The organism is Mesorhizobium sp. M4B.F.Ca.ET.017.02.2.1, assembly GCF_003998955.1.
GTDB classification, from domain to species: domain Bacteria; phylum Pseudomonadota; class Alphaproteobacteria; order Rhizobiales; family Rhizobiaceae; genus Mesorhizobium; species Mesorhizobium abyssinicae.
This window is the reverse complement of record NZ_RZOF01000082.1, coordinates 1-19,616: the sequence shown is the minus strand read 5'-3', so window position 1 is coordinate 19,616 and position 19,616 is coordinate 1. Positions and strand designations below refer to the sequence as shown.

The following is a 19,616-nucleotide window of genomic DNA, read 5'->3' as shown; positions in this document are numbered from 1 at the left end:
ACCGGAAGGATGACGTCGCGGGCCGAAATGCCCATGGCGTCGGGCATGGCCGCGATCATGGCGTGCAGCACGTTGGAACGGTGGCTGTACAGCACGCCCTTGGGATCGCCCGTCGTGCCCGAGGTGTAGCACATGCCGGCGGCGGTGTTCTCGTCGAACGTCTTCCAGGCGAAGGCGCCGTCGGCTTCGGCGAGCCACTCCTCGTAGGCAACCGCGTTCGGCAGCGCCGTCTGAGGCATATGCGCCTGGTCGGTCAGCACGATGATCTTGTTCAGCGATTTGACCGCGCCGACGATCTTTTCCAGGACCGGCACGAAGGTCAGGTCGACGAAGATCGCCTTGTCCTCGGCGTTGCTCATGATCCAGGCGATCTGTTCGGGAAAGAGGCGCGGATTGAGCGTGTGATAGACCGCGCCGATGCCCATGATGCCGTACCAGGCCTCGATGTGGCGCGCCGTGTTCCAGGCAAGCGTGGCGATGCGGTCGCCGAGCCTGAAGCCGTCGCGCTCCAGCCGCTGCGCGACCTTCAACGCCCGATGATGGATCTCGGCATAGGTGGTGCGCACGATCGGTCCCTCGATCGAGCGCGATACGATCTCGCGTCCGCCATGCTGCCGCTCGGCATTGTCGATCAGCTTGTGGCAAAGCAGCGGCCATTCCTGCATCAGTCCAAGCATTTGTTCCTCCCCTGCGCTTTGGCGATCCTTTTTGCGGCATTGTGGGACGAACCGGCGGATTGTCCAGCCGTAAGCGCTGAAAGCGTTGCATTCCTTGAAGACCCTGCGCAAACCGCCACAATCCGGCCATCGTCCGCGTTAAGTTTCGTTAATGGGCTGGGTGCGCGATTGGCGAATGAAAGAGGTTCGCATGGACACGCAGCTCGACGACAAGGCGCCGGAAGACCTGGAACTCGAAAACTCGCTTGCCGAAAGTCTGGCCGATCTGGCGCCGGACACCAGGACGGTCTCCGAAGATGAATTCGTCGAGGTTGTGGGCGGCGCCCTGGAGGCGGTCGGCGGCACGCTACTGTTCAAGATGTGCGTCCAGAACGACGGCGAGGACCAGCACGTCGCGGCTGCCTGTGTCGGAGACGGCGGCAATCGACAATTCCTGCTGCTCACCCTGCCGGCCGTCGGCGGCGCGCTGAAGGTCGAAACCGCATCGAGGAGCACCAATCCGGTGGCCGGCATCGCCGCCGCCTATGCCGGGCTGATGGACGTGTTCCAGACGGCTGCCTGACGATTGTCGCGACGGCTCGCCCTGAACGCCGCCCCGGCGTGATTTCGTTTGGGCTTGCGCCGGCCTCCTGCACGACACACCTATTGCGGGCGACCTCTCAATCGGACAAGGACAGCCCGCCAATGGACCAGATCGCCAACCCCGCCCCCGGCTTCCAGCGCAATCCCGGCAAAATCATCACCGTCGAGTCCTTTAGCGGCACCGTCACCGTGCGCGCCGGCGAAACGGTCATCGCTTCCTCGACAAGGGCAAAGCTCCTGTCGGAGCCGCCCTATCCTGCGGTCTTCTACATTCCCTTCGACGACATCGATTTCAGCCAGTTGGCCAAGACCGGTCAATCGACGCACTGCCCTTATAAGGGCGATGCCAGCTATTGGAGCGCGCTGCCGGCCAGCGATACCGGCAAGGATGCGATGTGGGCCTATGAGCGGCCCTTCGACGAGATGACGGAGATCCGCAATCACGGCGCCTTCTATCCGAGCAAGGTGACGATCGAGGCCACGCCGGCCTGACATGCTGCCTTACCGGACGGGACGAGGCCGAAGCGTGGCCTGACCGATCAATCGGTGGTGCCATCATCGCCAACGCCATCGGCATCGCCGAGACGCACGAAGGTCAGACCTTTTGCCTTCAGCGCCAGCAGGCCCTGGACCACGCCTTCGCCGGCGGCATGGGTCGGCTGGTTGATGTGGGCGATGATGACGTCGCCATCCTTGGCGGCGGCGATGCGCCGGGCGGTTTCCCTGGCCCCCAGAAGGGAGCCGCCATCGCCGTTGATCGAGAAGCCCGCGACCTTGAAGCCGAGCTTGCGGATCGTGGCGATGGCCGACGGGCTGTATTCGGCGGTGGCGCCACGAAACCATTTCGGCGCCGGCTCGCCGGTGCCTGCGAGTGCCGCGGCACCCGATTCGACCTCGGTCAGCACCGCTTCCGGGCTACCGGCGCTGCGGATGCCATAGATCTTGCGCGGCGTGTCGACCGCCGGGATATGGCGGCCGCCATGATTCTCCAGCTCGAACAGATCCGGATGGGCGCGCATGACCTCGACGGCGGCGGCGTTGCGCTTCAGCCAGATGCCGGTGACGAAAATGGTGGCCGGGATGCGGTTGTCGACAAGCGCCGAGAGGATGCGGGTGTCGGTCTGGCCGCCGCAGGCGTCGAGCGTCAGCGCGACGCGGCCGCTGGCGCCTGCCTGCGGTTTCAGATGCAGCGTCGGCTCGACAAGCGGCGCGGCGCCGGCCGTGGACACGGCGCAAACCGACAGCGCAATCGCGCAAAGATGTTTCCGCAAGAGACGCATGATCGATTTCCGGGCCGGTGGTCGAAGCAGGATGGTTGCAATATCCAGCCAAAAGACCCGCATCAAGGCGAAAATCGGGACGGCGCCCGTGCGACGAACGCAGTCACGAGAATTTGCTTCAGGCGCAGCGCGAGAGCGCGTTTGCCGTTTGCTTTTCGGTGCGCGCAAGGATCTCGCGCACGGCGTCGGTTACAGGTCCGACTTCCAGGCGCCAGACGCAGCACGCCTTGCTCGGGTCGGTCGGCTTGCAGAAGTCGCTTGCCACGCATTCGCAAGGCATGGAGGGCTGCAGCGCGATGCTCGCCACGCCGACCGGCCCCCAGCGGATCGGATTGGTCAGCCCGTAGAGGCCGACGACAGGGGTGCCCGCTGCCGCCGCCATATGCATCGGACCGCTCTCATTGCCGAGGAAAAGCCGCGCCTCCTTCAGCAGCGCCAACAGCGTTTCGAGCGAAAGCGCGCCGACAAAGTTGACGACCGGCGAGGCTGTCCTCGCGGCAATCTCGTCGGCCGCCTTGTGCTCGTCCGGGCCACCGACGAGCACGAAATCCAGCCCGGTCTCGCGCGCAATCTCGTCGATGACGGCGGCGAAGCGCTCCGGCTGCCAGCGCCGACCGAGAAAACTCGCCCCGGCATGCACCGCGACAAAACCGCTTCGCCTGAGATGGTATTTGTCCAGCAAGGCGAGCGCCCGCGCCGTTTCCACAGCCAATGGGCGGATCGACGGCGCTCTCACGCGCAGGTCGACGCCAAGCGCCTCGAGCGGCGAAAGGTAGCGGTAGAGATAGTGCCGCTCACCGAAGCCGAACGGCCTGGCCCGGACGTTGGCCGGCTGACGCTCGTGCCAGCGCAAGGGCCTTTCGGACGGATGGTAGCCGACCCTGGTCGGGGCGTTGACGAGGCTGCTGATGAGGCGTGAGGTCTTCGAATCGGTCAGGTCGATCGTCATGTCGAAGCGGTGCCGGCGCAGCCGGCGCACCATCGAATACAGCTCGCGCCCTCGCTGCAGCGGCGATCCGCGCATCATGGCGCGGCGGAACGTGACGACATCGGAAGCGATGCCGTGGGCGGTGAGGAAGCTGGCGAAACGTGCCTCGCAAAGGAACACGATCCCGACGCCGGGATAGCCGAGCTGGAGGTTCCTGGCCAGCGCCGAGGCGAGAACGAGATCGCCGATGAACTTCGTCTGTAAAATGAGGATCGAGCGGAAGGGAGCGGGGGAAATCTGCAACATCTGTCTCGGGCGCCGGGGGGATCGGAGACCCTGGAGACTGGGCGGAAACGATGTCGAGAATGGGGGCCGCCACGCGCACGTTCGCGTGACTTTGCTTACAAAACCGTAAGGCGGCATGCCGATCGGCTAGCCGGAGCATTCTCTGGCAAGCCAGAGAATGCTCCGCCCGGGATTGTGATTTTGTCGCGGATTCCGGTCGGAAATCCGTGCGACACCGCGACCGAAAGGATCAGTCGCGTTTTGCTGATGTCTTTGCCACCTTCACCGCGGCCTGCGCCGCGGCCAGTCTGGCGATCGGCACGCGGTAGGGCGAGCACGACACATAGTCGAGGCCGACCTCCTCGCAGAAGCGGATCGACGACGGATCGCCGCCATGCTCACCGCAAATGCCGAGCTTGATCCCGGGCCGCGTCGCCCTGCCCTTTTCGGCCGCGATGCGCACCAATTCGCCGACGCCCTCTATGTCGAGCGAGACGAACGGATCCTGCTCGATGATGCCCTTCTGCCGGTAGGTCTCCAGAAAGGAGGCCGCATCGTCGCGCGAAATGCCGAAAGTGGTCTGGGTAAGATCGTTGGTGCCAAAGGAGAAGAACTCGGCCGCCTCGGCGATGACATGGGCGCGGATGGCCGCGCGGGGGAGTTCGATCATCGTACCCGTCAGGTAGTCGATCTTCGTGCCGGTTTCCTGCATGACGCTGGCGGCGACCGCGTCGATGCGCGCCTTGACGTAGTCGAGCTCCTTCACGATGCCGACCAGCGGCACCATGATCTCCGGCACCACCAGCGCGCCGGCCTTGTGGCCGGCCTCGACGGCCGCCTCGAAAATGGCGCGTGCCTGCATCTCGGCGATCTCGGGATAGGAAACCGCAAGACGGCAGCCGCGATGGCCGAGCATCGGATTGAACTCGTGCAGGGCCTCGGTGCGCTGCCGGAGCTTGTCGGGCGACACATTCATGGCGGCGGCGACCTCGGCGATCTCCGCCTCGGTCTTGGGCAGGAATTCGTGCAGCGGCGGATCGAGCAGCCGGATCGTCACCGGCAGGCCGGCCATGATCTCGAACAGTTCGAGAAAATCCGAACGCTGCATCGGCAGGAGCTTGGCAAGCGCGGCGAGCCGGTCCTTTTCGGTATCGGCCAGGATCATCTCGCGCATGGCGACGATGCGGTCGCCATCAAAGAACATGTGCTCGGTGCGGCAAAGCCCGATGCCCTCGGCGCCGAAGGAGCGCGCCATGCGCGCATCGAGCGGCGTTTCGGCATTGGTGCGCACCTTCATGCGGCGCGCGGCGTCGGCCCATTCCATGATGGCGGCGAAATCGCCCGACAATTCTGGCTGCAGCATGGCCACCGCGCCCTTCAGCACCTGGCCGTTGGCGCCGTCGATGGTGATGACGTCGCCCTTGCGGAAGGTCTGCCCCATCGAGATCAGCGTCCCGGCCTTGTAGTCGACGCGCAGCGAGCCGGCGCCGGACACGCAGGGCTTGCCCATGCCGCGCGCCACCACCGCGGCATGGCTGGTCATGCCGCCGCGCGTGGTGAGGATGCCTTCGGCGGCGTGCATGCCGTGGATGTCCTCGGGGCTGGTCTCGATGCGCACCAGGATCACCTTGCGGCCTTGCGCTTTGGCGTCCTCGGCATCGCCCGAGGAAAAGACGATCTCGCCGGTGGCGGCGCCCGGCGAGGCAGGCAGGCCGACGCCGATGACGTCGCGGGCGGCCTTGGGGTCGATGGTCGGGTGCAAGAGCTGGTCGAGCGAGGCGGGATCGATGCGGGCGACCGCTTCCTCCCTGGTGATCAGCCCGTCCCTCGCCATCTCGACGGCGATCTTCAGCGCCGCCTTGGCGGTGCGCTTGCCGGACCTGGTCTGCAGCATCCAAAGCTTGCCGCGCTCGATGGTGAATTCGAGATCCTGCATGTCGCGGTAGTGCTTTTCCAGGCTGTCGGAAATGTCGACGAAAGCTTGGAACGCTTCCGGCATCAGCTTCTGCAGCGACGGCTTGTCGGAGCCGGCGGCGATGCGCGCCGCCTCGGTGATGTTCTGCGGCGTGCGGATGCCGGCGACGACGTCCTCGCCCTGGGCGTTGACCAGGAACTCGCCATAGAGCTGCTTTTCGCCGGTCGACGGGTTGCGGGTGAAGGCGACGCCGGTGGCGGACGTGTCGCCCATGTTGCCGAACACCATGGCCTGGACATTGACCGCCGTGCCCCAGCTCTCGGGGATGTCGTGCAGGCGCCGGTAGGTGATGGCGCGGTTGTTCATCCAGGAAGAGAACACCGCGCCGATCGCGCCCCAGAGCTGTTCTTTCGGATCCTGCGGAAACGGCTTGCCCAGTTCCTCCTCGACCTTGGCCTTGTAAAGCGTGATCACGCCCTGCCATTCGAGTGCCGTCAGCTCGGTGTCGAGTTCATGGCCGAGGTTCGCCTTCTCGTCCTCCAGGATCTCCTCGAAAACCTCATGGTCGAGACCCATGACGACGTCGGAATACATCTGGATGAAGCGGCGGTAGCTGTCATAGGCAAAGCGGGCATCGCCGGAATCGGTGGCCAGCGCCTCGACCGTCTCGTCGTTGAGACCGAGATTGAGAACGGTGTCCATCATGCCCGGCATGGAAGCGCGGGCGCCTGAGCGGACCGACACCAGGAGCAGCTTCGCCGGATCGCCGAAACGGCGGCCGGTCAGCCGGCCGATATGATCGAGCGCTACCGCGACATCCGCCTCGAGCTCGGACGGATAGGTGCGGCCGTTGGCGTAATAGGCGTTGCAGACCTCGGTGGTGATGGTGAAGCCCGGCGGCACCGGCAGCCCGAGGCTGCACATCTCGGCCAGGTTGGCACCCTTGCCGCCGAGAAGATTGCGGTCGCTGGCACGGCCTTCGGCAGCGCCATCGCCGAAGGTGTAAACCCACTTGGTCATGCTCGCCCTCCAACGGTCGCAGATTGCAGGTTGGCGAAGCCCGTGGCCTTGGCTCCGCCCTGTCCGAATCGAGCGATATGATGCTGCACTGCGAAAGGCAAGGCGTCGGCAAAGCCGGCCGGCCGCTACAATCGATTAAGGAAAACCGCTAAAATCGATTAACTAAAAGCTGCGTCAAAAAGACCGAATGATTCCGAGGCCACCAGAATGGATGCAACGAGAGTATCCGGAGAGCGCCATGCAACCTGTCATAGGTCTCATCATCAGGAATACATTGCAAAATGCAGAGCCGCTAAAATTCCGCGCGATAGATCCAGGCGCTGCCGAAATCGAGCGGCCAGGATTTCGGTCAACCACGTCAGCAGACGTGCCCGTATGATTTTTTGTTGACAGCGAACCCCACTCCAATATTACCGGCCTAACTTTCCAAACAGAAAAAGCGAATGATGAAATTCGGGTCGAGCGGCGTCCGAGGTTTGGCCTCGGAATTGGTTGGGAAGCCCAGCGGACTCTATACCGCGGCGTTCGCCTGGCGCCTGGCTTCAAGCGGCTTGCAGTCGAGCGGCCCGGTCTTTGTCGGCCGCGACAAGCGCGACAGCAGCCCCGCGATTGCCGACAATTGCATGGCGGCACTGGCCGCGAGCGGATTCCAACCGATCGATTGCGGCGTCATCCCCACCCCGGCCCTTGCCCTTTATGCCCAAAAGCATGGCGCGGCCGCCCTGATGGTGACCGGCTCCCATATTCCCGCCGACCGCAACGGCATCAAATTCTATCGCCCGAATGGCGAGATCGACAAAGCGGACGAGGCTGCGATAACGCAGTATGTCGCCGAAAGGTCAAACGTGTACGATCCGCCGGCGCCTGCCGAAACGGCCTGGCCATCGCATCACGATGAAGCCGTTGCCGGCTACCTAGAGCGCGCCAACGGCATTTTGGGGCCGGATTCGCTATCCGGAATGAGAATCGGCGTCTACCAGCACAGTTCGGTCGCGGCGGAATTGCTGGTGCAGGTCCTTCGGTCTTTCGGCGCCGAGGCAGTTCCTGTCGGAAAGAGCCAAACCTTCGTGCCCGTCGATACCGAAGCCGTGGATGCAGGCACGCTTGCGAAGCTGAAGGGCTGGGCCCGCGAATTCGCGCTCGACGCCATCGTGTCGACGGACGCCGACGCCGACCGCCCGCTTGTCGCCGACGGGAACGGTGATCTGTTCCGGGGCGACCTGATCGGGCTGGTTACGGCTCTTTTCGTCGCGGCGGATACGGTGGTGACGCCCGTGACCTCCAATTCGGGCATTTCAGATGCCCTGGGTTTCGAGGTGAGGAGAACGAAGGTCGGGTCCCCCTTCGTCATCGCCGGCATGGAAGCGGCGTACCGCGATGGCACGGTCGTCATCGGCTTCGAGGCCAATGGCGGCGTTCTCCTGGGGTCGAATTGCCAGTTGAATGGAAAGACGTTGCCCGCGTTGCCGACGCGGGACTCGCTCCTCCCGATCCTGGCCGTGCTTGGCACCGTCGCATCTACGAAAAGACCACTGTCGCGCTTGCGCGAGCTTTGGCACCTTCCATTCTGCGCCAGCGAGCGCCTCGAGAACTTCCCGCTCGAGAGCTCGCGCAAATTGATGACCGAGCTCGCTGGCCCGGATGCGCTGCAGCAGTTCCTGGCCCCGTTCGGTACCGTCGCCGAAATCGATGAAACCGACGGCCTCAGGGCGCGGATGGATAGCGGTGAGATCATCCATTTGCGGCCGTCCGGAAATGCGCCGGAATTGCGCTGCTATTCGGAGGCCGCGACCTATCACAGGGCGACTGCGATCGTGGCGCTGACGCTGGAGAAGGCGCGGGCATTCGCATCCACCGGCCCAGAGGTCGCCTCATGAAAGTCGTTCCGGTCATCATCAGCGGCGGAGCCGGCTCGCGCCTGTGGCCCGCCTCGCGGCAGTCGCACCCCAAACCCTTCCTCAAGGTGGCGGACGGGCATTCGCTGATCCAGCACACCGCCTTGCGCGCCGCCTCGATCAAGGACGTCGTCGAGCTTGTCACCGTGACGTCGCGGGAGCACCTCTTCCTGACGACGGACGATTTCGACGAACTCGACCCCGTCGTTGCGCAGCGCACCTTCCTGCTCGAGCCGAAGGGGCGCGATACCGCCGCCGCGGTGGTCGCGGCCGCGATCCACGTCAGGACAACGCAAGGCCCCGAGGCCATTCTGTGCATTTTCCCTGCGGACCACATGATTGGAAACGTGGCGGCCATGGCCAGGGCCATCGAACATGCCGGGCAAGGACGCATCGCGACGCTGGGGATAAACCCAACCAGACCGGACACGGCCTTCGGCTATATCGAGGCGGACGGCGAAAAGGTCGCCCGCTTCGTCGAGAAGCCGGATCTGGAGACCGCCAGGGCCTATGTCGCGTCCGGGCGCTTTTCCTGGAACGCCGGCATCTTCTGTTTCCAAGCACGGGTCATGCTCGAAGAAATGGCCAAGCATTGTCCCGCGGTGATCGAGGCCGTTCTCGCCAGCTATGAGGACAGCGGATCAGCCGGGGCGAAGGCTTTGCGAACATCGAACTCTCGGCGGAGCATTTCGCCGTGGCGCCGCGCATTTCACTCGACCATGCGGTGATGGAAAAGGCGCAAAACCTGGCCGTCGTTCCCTGCGACATGGAATGGAACGACATCGGATCGTGGAACGCGATGGCCGAACTGGTCGCCCCCGACCAGAGCGGCAATCGAATTCGCGGCGACGTTCGCATGGTCGACACCGCGGGCAGCTACGTCAGCTCCGACAAACGCCTTATCGGCACGGTCGGCGTCAGCGACCTGGTGATCGTCGATTCCCCGGACGCATTGCTGGTGGCAGCCCGCGACCGCGTCCAGGACGTCAAGAAACTGTTCGAATCCCTCAAGGCTTCCGGACATGAAGCGCATTTGCTTCACAGCACCGTGCACCGGCCGTGGGGCACCTACACGGTTCTGGAGGAAGGCGAGCGCTTCAAGATAAAACGCATCGAGGTGAAGCCTGGCCGGCGGTTGAGCCTGCAGATGCACCACCATCGCTCGGAGCACTGGGTCGTGGTCAGCGGCTCGGCAAAGATCTTCAATGGCGACGAGGAGCTGTTCCTGGCGACCAACCAGTCGACCTACATCCCGTGCGGCCACAAGCATCGGCTCGAGAACCCGGGCAAGATCGACCTGGTGATCATCGAAGTCCAGAGCGGCGATTATCTCGGCGAGGATGACATCGTGCGGTTCGACGACGTATGCGGTCGCACCTGACAATTCATTGGCTCGCAGGGTTGGCGGGCAAAAACTACACACACAGGGGCTGGGACGGGGCAAACATCAGACACACCGAGAGCATTGATGACAAAGACAGCATTGATAACCGGCATCACCGGACAGGACGGCGCCTATCTGGCGGAACTCCTGCTGGCAAAGGGGTATTAGGTCCACGGACTTGCGCGGCGATCGAGCACGGCCGACGTCAACACGACGCGCCTGAAATGGCTTGGCATCGAGAAAGACGTCAGGATCGTCGACTGCCCCGGACGGACTTGCAGGACGACGCTTGGCGTAATAGAACACAACAAGAACATAGTAAGGAGTTGCGCCATGAAACTGACCGGGAAGCTCGACTATCTGGAACTGCCGGCGACCGGCGGCACGCTGGATAGCGTGAAAGCCTTCTACAGCGCCGCGCTCGGCTGGTCGTTCACCGACTACGGGCCGACCTATTCGGCCTTTGCCGAGGGGCTGGACGGTGGTTTCCAGGCCGATGCCGGCGAAGCCGCCGCGAAGCCGCTGCCGGTGCTCTATTCGGAGGCGCTGGAGGAAACGCTTGCGGCGGTCGAGAATGCCGGCGGCGCCATCGTCAAGCCGATCTTCTCGTTTCCAGGCGGACGACGCTTCCATTTCACCGATCCGGCCGGCAACGAGCTGGCCGTCTGGGGCGAATAGACGCAAACTGACCGGTCCTCGGGCCGCCCCTCGGACAGGCGCGCCGGTCAGTCGACGGCGAAACATGCGGCAAGATTACCTTGGATGAGACCTGTCCGAGCATTGAGCTTTGCGCCGGCTCGTCCTATAAGGCCGCGCGCAACGGCACGTTGCGGCTGTTGGGGCGTCGCCAAGTGGTAAGGCATCGGTTTTTGGTACCGACATTCCCAGGTTCGAATCCTGGCGCCCCAGCCAAACCAACAGCACGAGACATCAGCGACTTGTCGCTTTGAGCGGCCCGTTTTCAGCCTTGCGCATGAACTTGCGGCAGGGCGGCATCGAGCGACCGCTCGAACGCATCGACCAGCGTATCGACCTGAGGCTCGGTGATGATCAGCGGCGGGCAAAAGGCGATGGCGTCGCCCATGTTGCGCGAGATGACGCCATTCTGCTGCAGCAACCCGTTGACCAGCGCACCGAGAGCGGCAGGCTTGCCCCATGGCGCCTTGCTCGCCTTGTCGGCGACCAGCTCGACGGCGGCGATCAGACCAACGCCGCGCACCTCGCCGACCAGCGGATGCGAGGCGAGCTTGCGCAGCCGCGCCTGCAAATGCGCGCCGACCCTGCGCGCATTGCCGACAAGGTCGCGCTCCTCGATCAGCTTCACATTCTCAAGCGCGACCGCTGCCGCGACCGGATGGCCGCCACCGGTGAAGCCATGACCGAAGGTGCCGATGCGATTGCTTTCGTCGGCTATCGGCTCGAACACCTTGTCGTTGATGAGCAGGGCCGAGATCGGCAGGTATGAGGACGAAATCTGCTTCGACAGGACCATGATGTCGGGCTTGATGCCGAAGGCCTGCGAGCCGAACATCTCGCCGGTCCGGCCGAAGCCGCAGATGACCTCGTCGGCAACGAGCAGGATGTCGTATTTCGACAGCACGGCCTGGACCTTCTCCCAATAGAAGGCAGGCGGTACGACGACGCCGCCGGCGCCCATGATTGGCTCGCCGAAGAAGGCGGCAATGGTCTCCGGTCCCTCGGCAAGGATCAGGCTCTCCAACTCGTCGGCAAGACGGCTCGAGAACTGCTCCTCGCTCTCGCCCGGCCTGGCGTCGCGCCAATGGTGCGGCGTCGATATGTGCAGCACATTGGCGATCGGCAGGTCGAAGGAGAGATGGTTGTTCGGCAGCCCGGTCAGGCTTGCCGCGGCTATGGTGACGCCGTGGTAGCCGCGCTTGCGGCTGATGATCTTCTTGCGCGCCGGCTGACCGAGCGCGTTCGAGCGGTACCAGATCATCTTGAGCGCCGTATCGTTGGCCTCGGAGCCGGAATTGGTGAAATAGGCCTTGCTCATCGGCACCGGCGCCATCTGCACCAGCTTCTCGGCCAGGTCGATCAGCGGCGAATGCGCTTTCGATCCGAAGTCATGATAGAAAGGCAGCTTCGACATCTGCCGGGTCGCGGCCTCGACCAGGCGCTTTTCCGAGAAGCCGACCGCAACGCTCCACAGCCCTGCCATCGCCTCGATATAGCGGTTGCCGGCAATGTCCTCGACATAGATGCCGTCGCCCTTTTCGATGACCAGCGGACCCGTTTCCTGATGCTTGCGGGCATTGGTGTAGGCATGCAGGTGGTAGCGGATGTCGCGGGCTTCAGGGGAATTGGGTTGGGCGTCCATGCTGGCTCCTGTCTGCAGGCGTGCGGGCCAAACAGACCGTCTCTGTGATGAGAAGTCCAAGGTTCCGCCTCGCATTTGAGAGGCTTGATGCATCATGGCGGCAGGCGGCCGCAAGAGCCGCTCTGTCATGATCGATAGCGCCATGCAGTTCCCAACGCTGCTTCGCACCACCCCAATGCCGCGGCCAGGCGCATGATCGCCGGCACTGGACAACAAGCCTATGATCCTTGAAGGCTGTGAGGCGCCGCTTGCGCAACCAAAATGGACGGGGGCATGGAACAGGTCGATTGCATCGTCGCCGGCGCCGGCGTCATCGGCCTGGCGGTTGCGCGCACCATGGCCGCACAAGGCCTCGACACGCTGATCCTCGAAGCCGCCGACGCCATCGGCACCGAGACGAGCTCGCGAAATTCGGAGGTCATCCACGCCGGCATATACTACCCAAGGGGGTCACTGAAGGCGCGGTACTGCGTTGACGGGCGCGAGCTTCTGTACCGCTACTGCGCGGAGCGGTCGATCCCGCACCGGCGCTGCGGCAAGCTCATCGTCGCAACCGACGAGGCACAGGAGCCGGTGCTTGCCTCCATTCGCGCCAATGCCGCCGCTTGCGGCGTTGACGACCTGCGGTTTCTCTCCGCAGCCGAGGCGCAAACGCTGGAGCCGGCGCTGCATTGCACCAAGGCATTGCTGTCGCCCTCCACTGGCATCATCGACAGCCACGCTTTGATGCTCGCCCTGCTCGGCGAGGCCGAAGAGAACGGCGCCATGCTGTCGCTCAACACGCGCATCGTTTCCGGTCGGATCGGCGCCGGCGGCGGCATCGTCCTCGAGACGATGGACAGCGCAAGCGGCGAGCGTTTCGAGATCGCCGCCTCACACCTGATCAACGCAGCCGGTCTCGGCGCGGTGGCGCTTGCCGCCTCGCTCGACGGGTTCGACCGGCAGTTCCTGCCCACGCTTCGCTACGCCAAGGGCAATTATTTTTCGGTGGCCGGGCGCGCGCCGTTCTCGCGGCTTGTCTATCCCGTGCCCGAACCCGGCGGGCTCGGCGTCCATCTGACGCTCGACCTCGCCGGCACGGCGCGCTTCGGGCCGGATGTCGAATGGACGGACAGGCTCGACTACCGCGTCGACCCTGCGCGCGGCGAGCGCTTCTATGATGCCATCCGCAAATACTGGCCGGAGCTCGCCGACGGCAGCCTGCAGGCAGCCTATAGCGGCATTCGCCCAAAGCTCTCCGGACCCGGCGAGGCCAACAGCGACTTCGTCATCCAGGATCCGGCAACCCATCGCATCGAAGGCCTGGTCAATCTGTTCGGCATCGAAAGCCCCGGACTGACGTCCAGCCTGGCGATCGCGGAGCATGTCGCGCGTATTCTGGGACCAAGGGCGCGCTGATGCACAGCCCAATTACAAGCACCTCGACAGTCAGCCAAGCGGGCCACTAAGGACCTCGCCAACACCCCGGAGCAAGCCCGCGCGTTGCTGGCGCGATTCAGCTCGCCTCGCGCATGGCTTCGGCCGCCTGCAGGTCGACCGAGACCAACTGGCTGACGCCCTGCTCAGCCATGGTGACGCCGAACAGCCGGTCCATGCGGGCCATGGTGATCGGGTTGTGGGTGATGATGACGAAGCGCGTCTCTGTGGTGCGGGACATCTCGTCCATGAGATTGCAGAAGCGCTCGACATTATGGTCGTCGAGCGGCGCGTCGACCTCGTCGAGCACGCAGATCGGCGCCGGATTGGTGAGGAACACGGCGAAGATCAGCGACATCGCCGTCAGCGCCTGCTCGCCGCCGGAGAGCAGCGTCATGGTCTGCGGCTTCTTGCCCGGCGGGCGGGCAAGGATTTCGAGCCCGGCTTCCAGCGGATCCTCGGATTCGATCAGCTGCAATTCGGCGGTGCCGCCGCCGAACAGATGCGAGAACAGGCGCTGGAAATGGCCGTTGACCACCTCGAAGGCCGACAGCAGCCGCTCGCGCCCTTCCCGGTTGAGGCTCTGGATCGCCTGCCGCAATTTGCGGATCGCCTCGATGATGTCCTCGCGCTCGGAAACGATGGTCTCCAGCCGGTCGGACAGCTCCTTTTGCTCTTCCTCGGCGCGCAGGTTGACGGCGCCGAGCCGCTCGCGCTCGACCTTCAACCGGTCGAGCTGGCGCTCGACCTCGGCCATTTCGGGCATCGGGTCATCGGCTTCCAGACCAGTGTGGCGGATGACCAGGTGCGGCGGCGTGTTCAGCGTCTCCTGGATACGCGCCTCGACCTCCAGCCGCCGCTCATCGGCGGCCGTCAGCCGCTCCTCGGCGCGGACACGGGTTTCGCGCGCCTCGGCCAGCGACTGAATCGCTGCGGTCGCGGCCTTGTCGAGCTCGGCCTGCCGGTTCTCCGCTTCCTGCAAACGGTCGGCCGCCGCCTGGCGCAGAGTCTCCGCCTCGGTCAATTGCGACAGCAGCGCGCGACGCTTGGCGTCGATCTCGTCCGGAGCGTCGGCCAGCCGCTCGCGCTCGGCCTCGGCTTCCGCCCTGCGCTCGCCAAGAGCGGCGATCTGCGTCGAGGCGTTCTCGGCCCGCTCCAGCCAGTTGCGGCGCTCGGCGCCGATCGCTTCGAGGCGGCGGGTGCGGGCCTCGGCCTCGCGCCTCAAGCCCTCATGGACGGCGCGCGCGTCGGCGAGGGTGGCGCGATCGCGCGAGACATTGGTCGAGGACTGTTCGAGTTGCAGCTGCAGGTCGCCGAGATCGGGCGCGTCCTGCAGCAGCATCTCGGCTTCCAGGAAAGCCGCCTGGGTTTCCTCATGGCTGTCGACGACGCGGGCGCGCGCCTCGTCGAGCGCGGCACGCCGGCTTACCAGCTCGCCGCCGGCCTTCTCGGCCTCGGCAAGCGCGTTGCGGGCAGCATCCAACCCATGCTGAGCGTCGCGGCCAGCTTGGCGGGCATTGCGCTCGGCCTCGCTTGCCTGGCGCAGCGCCTGTTCGGCCTGGGCAAGGGCTGCCTCCGCCCCGCGCAGGATGCGGGTGGCCTGCACCGCCTCGGCGTCGAGCTCGGCCAGTCGGTTCTTCTGCGCCAGCCGCTGCGCGGCGGCGGTCGGCGCGTCTGCGCTGGCGGTCAAGCCGTCCCAGCGCCACAGCGCGCCGTCGCGGCTGACCAGCCGCTGGCCTGGCGCGAGCAGCGCCTGCAGACGACGGCCGTCGGCGGCCTCGACAATGCCGATCTGCGCCAGCCGGCGGGCAAGCTGGGACGGCGCTCGCACCACGCTGGCAAGGCTCTTCACGCCTTCGGGCAGCGCGGCGTCGCCCGGCTGGACGGCGCTCTCGCCCCAATGCACGGGGGCGCTGCGGTCGAGCGGCACGTCGAGATCCTCACCGAGGGCGGCGCCAAGGGCGGTCTCGTAGCCGCGCTCGACGCTGAGCTGCTCCAGCACGGAGGGGAAAAGATCGCCACTGGCGGCATTCAGAATCTTGGAAAGGGTGCGGGCTTCGGTCTCGATGCGCTGCAACTCAGCCTTGGCGTCCTGTAGCGGCGGACGGGCGGCGCTTTCGGCGCCACGCGCCTCGGCGACCGCCTGCTCGGCCGCAATGGCGCCGGCCTCGCTCTCTTCCAGCCGCGCCGCGGCATCCTCGACCAGCAGCCGCTTCTCGGCCGGATCGGGCAGGCCGGAAATGCGGGCGACGATGTCGGACAGCTCGCGATCGACCTCGGCGAGCTGGCGGGCAAAGCGGTCGCGACGTTCGGCGGTCTCGCGCAAAGTGCGCTCGATCTGATGGCGCGAGGCGGCCGCCTCGGCGCGTTCGGCGGTCAGCGCGGCAAGCTTTGCCTCGCTCTGCGAAAGCGTCGCGCCGGCCTGTTCGAAGGCGGCCCGGGTGGTGGCCTCGCGCTCGGCGGCGCCGGCGTTCTCGGAGTTGAGCGAGGCTTCCTCGGTGCGAAGGCGCTCGAGGATGTCCGCATTGTCGCGCACCATGCGCTCCTCGCGGGCGATGTCGCCGTCGAGCTGCTGCAGCCGGCGCTCAAGCTCGGCCTGGCGGGAGCGGATGCGGCCGGCCTCTTCCTCGATCTGTGTCTTGGTGATCGACAGGCGCTGGAAGGCGGCGGCCGCGGCAGCTTCGGCGTCGCGCAGGTCCGGCAGCCGGTGGGCGCCGATGCCTTGCTCTCTGGCGGCGGCCATCTGCGCGGCGGCGCGGTCGCCGACCAGCGTCGTCGCGGCGGCCAGCGCGGAACGCGCCTCGCCTTCCTGGGTCTTGGCCAGCGTCCAGCGCAGATGCAGGAGGGTCGCCTCGGCCTTGCGGATATCGGCCGACAGGTTCTTGAAGCGCGAGGCCTGGCGCGCCTGGCGCTTCAGGCTGTCGATCTGGCTCTCCAACTCGCCGACGACGTCATCCAGCCGTTCGAGGTTCTGCTCGGCGGCCTTCAGCCTGAGCTCGGCCTCGTGGCGGCGCGTGTGCAGGCCGGAAATGCCGGCCGCCTCTTCGAGCAGCGCCCGACGCGCCTGGGGCTTGGCCTGGATCAGCTCGCCGATGCGGCCTTGCCCGACCATCGAGGGCGAGCGCGCGCCGGTCGACTGGTCGGCGAACAGAAGCTGCACGTCCTTGGCGCGGGCTTCCTTGCCGTTGATGCGATAGAGCGAGCCCGCCTCGCGCTCGATGCGGCGCGACACCTGCAATTCATCGGCGTCGTTGAAGGCTGCGGGCGCGGTACGGTCGGTGTTGTCGAGGAAAAGCGTGACTTCGGCGGTATTGCGGGCCGGCCGCGTGCCCGAGCCGGAAAAGATGACGTCGTCCATGCCGGACGCGCGCATGTTCTTGTAGGAGCTTTCGCCCATCACCCAGCGCAGCGCCTCGACAAGGTTCGACTTGCCGCAGCCGTTCGGCCCGACAATGCCGGTAAGCCCGCGTTCGATGACGAACTCGCCGGGCTCGACGAAGGACTTGAAACCGAGGAGGCGAAGGCGCGAAAATTTCATTCGCGCCGCCCCACACTACAGGCGCGCGCGCCGAAGCCGAGCCGCTTCGGCGCGGCCTGGACGTCAGAGCAGAGGGTCGATGATGGCCGACATTTCCTCAATCGACATCGCCCCTTTGTAGGTCTTTCCATTGATGAAGAAGGTCGGCGTCGAGTCGACCTTGAACTCGTCCGCGCCGCGTTTCTGGACTGCTCTCACATCGTCCAGAAGTTTCTGGTCCGTCAAGCAGGCCTCAAAGGACTCCTGTGTAAAACCGGCGAGCTTGGAGATCTGCAGCAGTGCTTCCTTGGTGTTGTTGACGCCGACCCAGCTGGGCTGCTGCTTGAACAGCACGTCGACCATCGGGAAATAGTTATCCTTGGCGCAACGCGCCAGCATGAAGCCGGCCTCGGCGCTCGGGTCGAAGGGAAATTCACGCAGGATGTAGCGCACCTTGCCGCTGTCGATGTACTTGGTCTTCAACTCAGGGAAGGTGGTTTCGTTGAAGTGCGCGCAATGCGGGCAAGTCATCGAGGCATATTCGACGATGGTGACCTTGGCGTCGTCCTTGCCAAGCTGCTTTTCGGGCAGCGCGCCCGGCTTCAGCAGCTGCGCCATGTCGACCGTGCCCTGCGCTTCCGGCACCTTTGCGGCGGCCGGCGTTGCCGGCTTGGCGGGCGTCGACGGGTTGGCGGGCTTCACATCGGCGGCCTTTGCGTCCTCGCCCGAGTCGCTGCATGCGGCGATGAGAGCCACCGCCGGAATGGCGGCCAGCGAGGTCAGAAGGTTTCTGCGAGACAAAGGACGGTTCATGCGAATCACCTGATATCGGTTGGATTTTGCAATGCAAAGGCTAGAAAAGGCGAGAGTTGGCGCGAATTAAGGCATCGCCGTCCCCATTCCAATCGCCAAATTTTGGCGTGCGTTCACGAATACGCGAGATTAGCGACAATCCTATGGTCTTTTCTGCCCCAGAATGGTTGCGCCGAGGCGCTCCAGCGAGGCGCGCAGGCCATCGTCCTCGATCTTGCCGACGGTTCGCGAAAGCTTCGCCTTCTCGGCGTCGTTGAGTTGTCTCGGCGCCGGTTTCGGCCGGGCCTTTTCGGACAGCACCGGCTTCTGCACGATCTTGATGCGGCCAATGGCGTTGAAGCCGAGGAAGGCATTGACGCGACTGATGATTTCGCCTGCCTCGTGCTGCAGGTGGAGCGCCGCCATGCCCTCGCACGCGATGATCAGCAGTGCCGGCTCGAACGGATCGTCCTCATGCAGGCGGCGCGGCCATTGGATCTTTTCCGGGCGAGAGCGGCCGGCTAGCCGGGGCCCGGCGATCTCCTCCCAGGACTGCACCAGCCCGATCGAGATGCCGGCCCGTTTCTTCAGCACTGGATCGAGGATCTCGGTTGCGAGATCGCTCACCGGGACGGGATTGCCGTAGGGCCTTTTCCCTGCCATGTGCGTTCTCCAATCCCCGAGCTCACCCGATCAATGGCATCGCACGACCAGACCCGCAAGGCCGCATCCGGCGAAAGCAGCGAAGCCGTTTCAGTCGCCTCCCGCCTGCTTGACTGGTACGACGCGCATCACCGCGACCTGCCGTGGCGCGTCCCGCCCAAGGCGCTGGCGGGCGGCGCAAGGCCAGACCCCTACCGGGTTTGGCTGTCGGAAGTGATGCTGCAGCAGACCACGGTCGAAGCTGTCAAAGCCTATTTTCGCGCCTTCTTGGAAAAATGGCCTGACGTCGGGGCGCTGGCGGCGGCGCCCGCCGAGGACGTCATGAAGGCCTGGGCCGGGCTCGGCTACTATTCGCGGGCGCGCAACCTCAAGGCCTGCGCCGATCTGGTCGCTCAGCGCGGCGGCCGCTTTCCGGGCACCGAGGCCGGCCTCAGGGAGTTGCCGGGGATCGGCGCCTACACGGCGGCGGCGATCTCGGCCATCGCCTTCGACCGGCCGGCGGCCGTCGTCGACGGCAATGTCGAGCGGGTTGTGTCCAGGCTGAATTCGATCGCGACGCCGCTCAGCGAGGCCAAGCCCGAGATCCGCGCGCTGGTCGAGCGGATGGTTCCGACAAGGCGGCCGGGCGATTTCGCCCAGGCGATGATGGATCTCGGCGCCACGATCTGCACGCCGCGGCGGCCGCGCTGCATGCTGTGCCCGCTGCGCGCGGATTGCAGCGCCATTGTCTCGGGCGATCCCGAGCGCTTCCCCGTCCGCCTGCCCAAGGACGACAAGCCGCTCAGACGGGGTGCGGCCTTCGTGGCCCAGCGCAGTGATGGCGCCGTCCTGCTTCGCAAGCGGCCGGAAAAAGGCCTGCTCGGCGGCATGACCGAGGTGCCGACGACGGCGTCGAGCGCAAGGGGGGAAGGCGCGACCACGGAG

The 19,616-nt window shown here is 65.3% G+C and carries 14 protein-coding genes, 1 tRNA gene and 2 pseudogenes; 9 read left to right on the top strand and 8 right to left on the bottom strand.

Annotated features, from left to right (window positions below; all coding sequences use genetic code 11):
- Positions 1-677, bottom strand: a 677-nt coding sequence (locus tag EN738_RS12920) for an AMP-binding protein (protein ID WP_145966847.1), incomplete at its 3' end; no start/stop codon positions are given.
- Between the two features lie 190 nt (positions 678-867).
- On the opposite strand from EN738_RS12920, the gene EN738_RS12915 reads away from it, so the two are divergent.
- A complete protein-coding gene (locus tag EN738_RS12915) occupies positions 868-1,239 on the top strand; it encodes a hypothetical protein (protein WP_127284015.1) in 372 nt (123 codons plus the stop codon).
- Positions 1,240-1,361: 122 nt separating this feature from the next.
- On the top strand, positions 1,362-1,751 hold the full coding sequence (locus EN738_RS12910; RefSeq protein WP_127284014.1) for a DUF427 domain-containing protein: 390 nt from the start codon (positions 1,362-1,364) through the stop codon (positions 1,749-1,751).
- Between the two features lie 47 nt (positions 1,752-1,798).
- Here EN738_RS12910 and EN738_RS12905 read toward each other — a convergent pair whose 3' ends face one another.
- From EN738_RS12905 to ppdK, 3 genes are all read right to left on the bottom strand, one after another.
- Complete coding sequence (locus EN738_RS12905) at positions 1,799-2,539, bottom strand: polysaccharide deacetylase family protein (protein ID WP_127284013.1); 741 nt, start codon at positions 2,537-2,539, stop codon at positions 1,799-1,801.
- Positions 2,540-2,657: 118 nt separating this feature from the next.
- On the bottom strand, positions 2,658-3,773 hold the full coding sequence (locus tag EN738_RS12900; RefSeq protein WP_127284012.1) for a glycosyltransferase family 9 protein: 1,116 nt from the start codon (positions 3,771-3,773) through the stop codon (positions 2,658-2,660).
- 229 nt (positions 3,774-4,002) lie between these two features.
- Positions 4,003-6,687 (bottom strand): pyruvate, phosphate dikinase, encoded by a 2,685-nt coding sequence (ppdK, locus tag EN738_RS12895; RefSeq protein ID WP_127284011.1) that lies wholly within the window; start codon positions 6,685-6,687, stop codon positions 4,003-4,005.
- Positions 6,688-7,133: 446 nt separating this feature from the next.
- Between ppdK and EN738_RS12890 the strand changes: the two genes are divergently transcribed.
- The 5 genes and pseudogenes from EN738_RS12890 (at position 7,134) to EN738_RS12870 (ending at position 10,878) form a co-directional block, all read left to right on the top strand.
- Entirely contained in the window at positions 7,134-8,564 is a 1,431-nt protein-coding gene (locus tag EN738_RS12890) for a phosphomannomutase (protein WP_127284016.1), read from the top strand.
- Positions 8,561-9,963: pseudogene (locus EN738_RS36905) on the top strand (mannose-1-phosphate guanylyltransferase/mannose-6-phosphate isomerase). Before EN738_RS12890 ends, EN738_RS36905 begins: the two are co-directional and overlap by 4 nt.
- A gap of 87 nt (positions 9,964-10,050) precedes the next feature.
- A pseudogene (locus EN738_RS12880) lies at positions 10,051-10,131 on the top strand (GDP-mannose 4,6-dehydratase); the annotation flags it as partial.
- 168 nt (positions 10,132-10,299) lie between these two features.
- Entirely contained in the window at positions 10,300-10,644 is a 345-nt protein-coding gene (locus EN738_RS12875) for a VOC family protein (RefSeq protein ID WP_127284010.1), read from the top strand.
- Positions 10,645-10,803: 159 nt separating this feature from the next.
- A tRNA-Gln gene (locus EN738_RS12870) sits at positions 10,804-10,878 on the top strand.
- A gap of 49 nt (positions 10,879-10,927) precedes the next feature.
- Here the strand turns inward: EN738_RS12870 and EN738_RS12865 are convergent.
- Entirely contained in the window at positions 10,928-12,304 is a 1,377-nt protein-coding gene (locus EN738_RS12865) for an aspartate aminotransferase family protein (protein ID WP_127284009.1), read from the bottom strand.
- Between the two features lie 273 nt (positions 12,305-12,577).
- Between EN738_RS12865 and EN738_RS12860 the strand changes: the two genes are divergently transcribed.
- Positions 12,578-13,702 (top strand): NAD(P)/FAD-dependent oxidoreductase, encoded by a 1,125-nt coding sequence (locus tag EN738_RS12860; RefSeq protein ID WP_127284008.1) that lies wholly within the window; start codon positions 12,578-12,580, stop codon positions 13,700-13,702.
- Positions 13,703-13,799: 97 nt separating this feature from the next.
- Here the strand turns inward: EN738_RS12860 and smc are convergent, their stop codons facing one another.
- The 3 genes from smc to EN738_RS12845 all read right to left on the bottom strand — a co-directional run bounded on the left by smc (position 13,800) and on the right by EN738_RS12845 (position 18,692).
- The gene (gene smc / locus EN738_RS12855) at positions 13,800-17,258 is read right to left on the bottom strand and encodes a chromosome segregation protein SMC (RefSeq protein WP_127284007.1); all 3,459 of its coding nucleotides are present in this window, start codon (positions 17,256-17,258) and stop codon (positions 13,800-13,802) included.
- Between the two features lie 63 nt (positions 17,259-17,321).
- A complete protein-coding gene (locus tag EN738_RS12850) occupies positions 17,322-18,050 on the bottom strand; it encodes a DsbA family protein (RefSeq protein WP_127284006.1) in 729 nt (242 codons plus the stop codon).
- Positions 18,051-18,191: 141 nt separating this feature from the next.
- The gene (locus EN738_RS12845) at positions 18,192-18,692 is read right to left on the bottom strand and encodes a DUF721 domain-containing protein (protein ID WP_127284005.1); all 501 of its coding nucleotides are present in this window, start codon (positions 18,690-18,692) and stop codon (positions 18,192-18,194) included.
- Positions 18,693-18,725: 33 nt separating this feature from the next.
- Between EN738_RS12845 and mutY the strand changes: the two genes are divergently transcribed.
- A partial coding sequence (mutY, locus tag EN738_RS12840) for an A/G-specific adenine glycosylase (RefSeq protein WP_127284004.1) occupies positions 18,726-19,616 on the top strand: 891 nt, incomplete at its 3' end.

Excerpts from the sequence above, each read along its gene's own strand:
- EN738_RS12915 (WP_127284015.1), top strand. The coding sequence starts at position 868 with ATGGACACGCAGCTCGACGACAAGGCGCCGGAAGACCTGGAACTCGAA.
- EN738_RS12910 (WP_127284014.1), top strand. The coding sequence starts at position 1,362 with ATGGACCAGATCGCCAACCCCGCCCCCGGCTTCCAGCGCAATCCCGGC.
- EN738_RS12905 (WP_127284013.1), bottom strand. The coding sequence starts at position 2,539 with ATGCGTCTCTTGCGGAAACATCTTTGCGCGATTGCGCTGTCGGTTTGC.
- EN738_RS12900 (WP_127284012.1), bottom strand. The coding sequence starts at position 3,773 with ATGTTGCAGATTTCCCCCGCTCCCTTCCGCTCGATCCTCATTTTACAG.
- ppdK (WP_127284011.1), bottom strand. The coding sequence starts at position 6,687 with ATGACCAAGTGGGTTTACACCTTCGGCGATGGCGCTGCCGAAGGCCGT.
- EN738_RS12890 (WP_127284016.1), top strand. The coding sequence starts at position 7,134 with ATGAAATTCGGGTCGAGCGGCGTCCGAGGTTTGGCCTCGGAATTGGTT.
- EN738_RS12875 (WP_127284010.1), top strand. The coding sequence starts at position 10,300 with ATGAAACTGACCGGGAAGCTCGACTATCTGGAACTGCCGGCGACCGGC.
- EN738_RS12865 (WP_127284009.1), bottom strand. The coding sequence starts at position 12,304 with ATGGACGCCCAACCCAATTCCCCTGAAGCCCGCGACATCCGCTACCAC.
- EN738_RS12860 (WP_127284008.1), top strand. The coding sequence starts at position 12,578 with ATGGAACAGGTCGATTGCATCGTCGCCGGCGCCGGCGTCATCGGCCTG.
- smc (WP_127284007.1), bottom strand. The coding sequence starts at position 17,258 with ATGAAATTTTCGCGCCTTCGCCTCCTCGGTTTCAAGTCCTTCGTCGAG.
- EN738_RS12850 (WP_127284006.1), bottom strand. The coding sequence starts at position 18,050 with ATGAACCGTCCTTTGTCTCGCAGAAACCTTCTGACCTCGCTGGCCGCC.
- EN738_RS12845 (WP_127284005.1), bottom strand. The coding sequence starts at position 18,692 with ATGGCAGGGAAAAGGCCCTACGGCAATCCCGTCCCGGTGAGCGATCTC.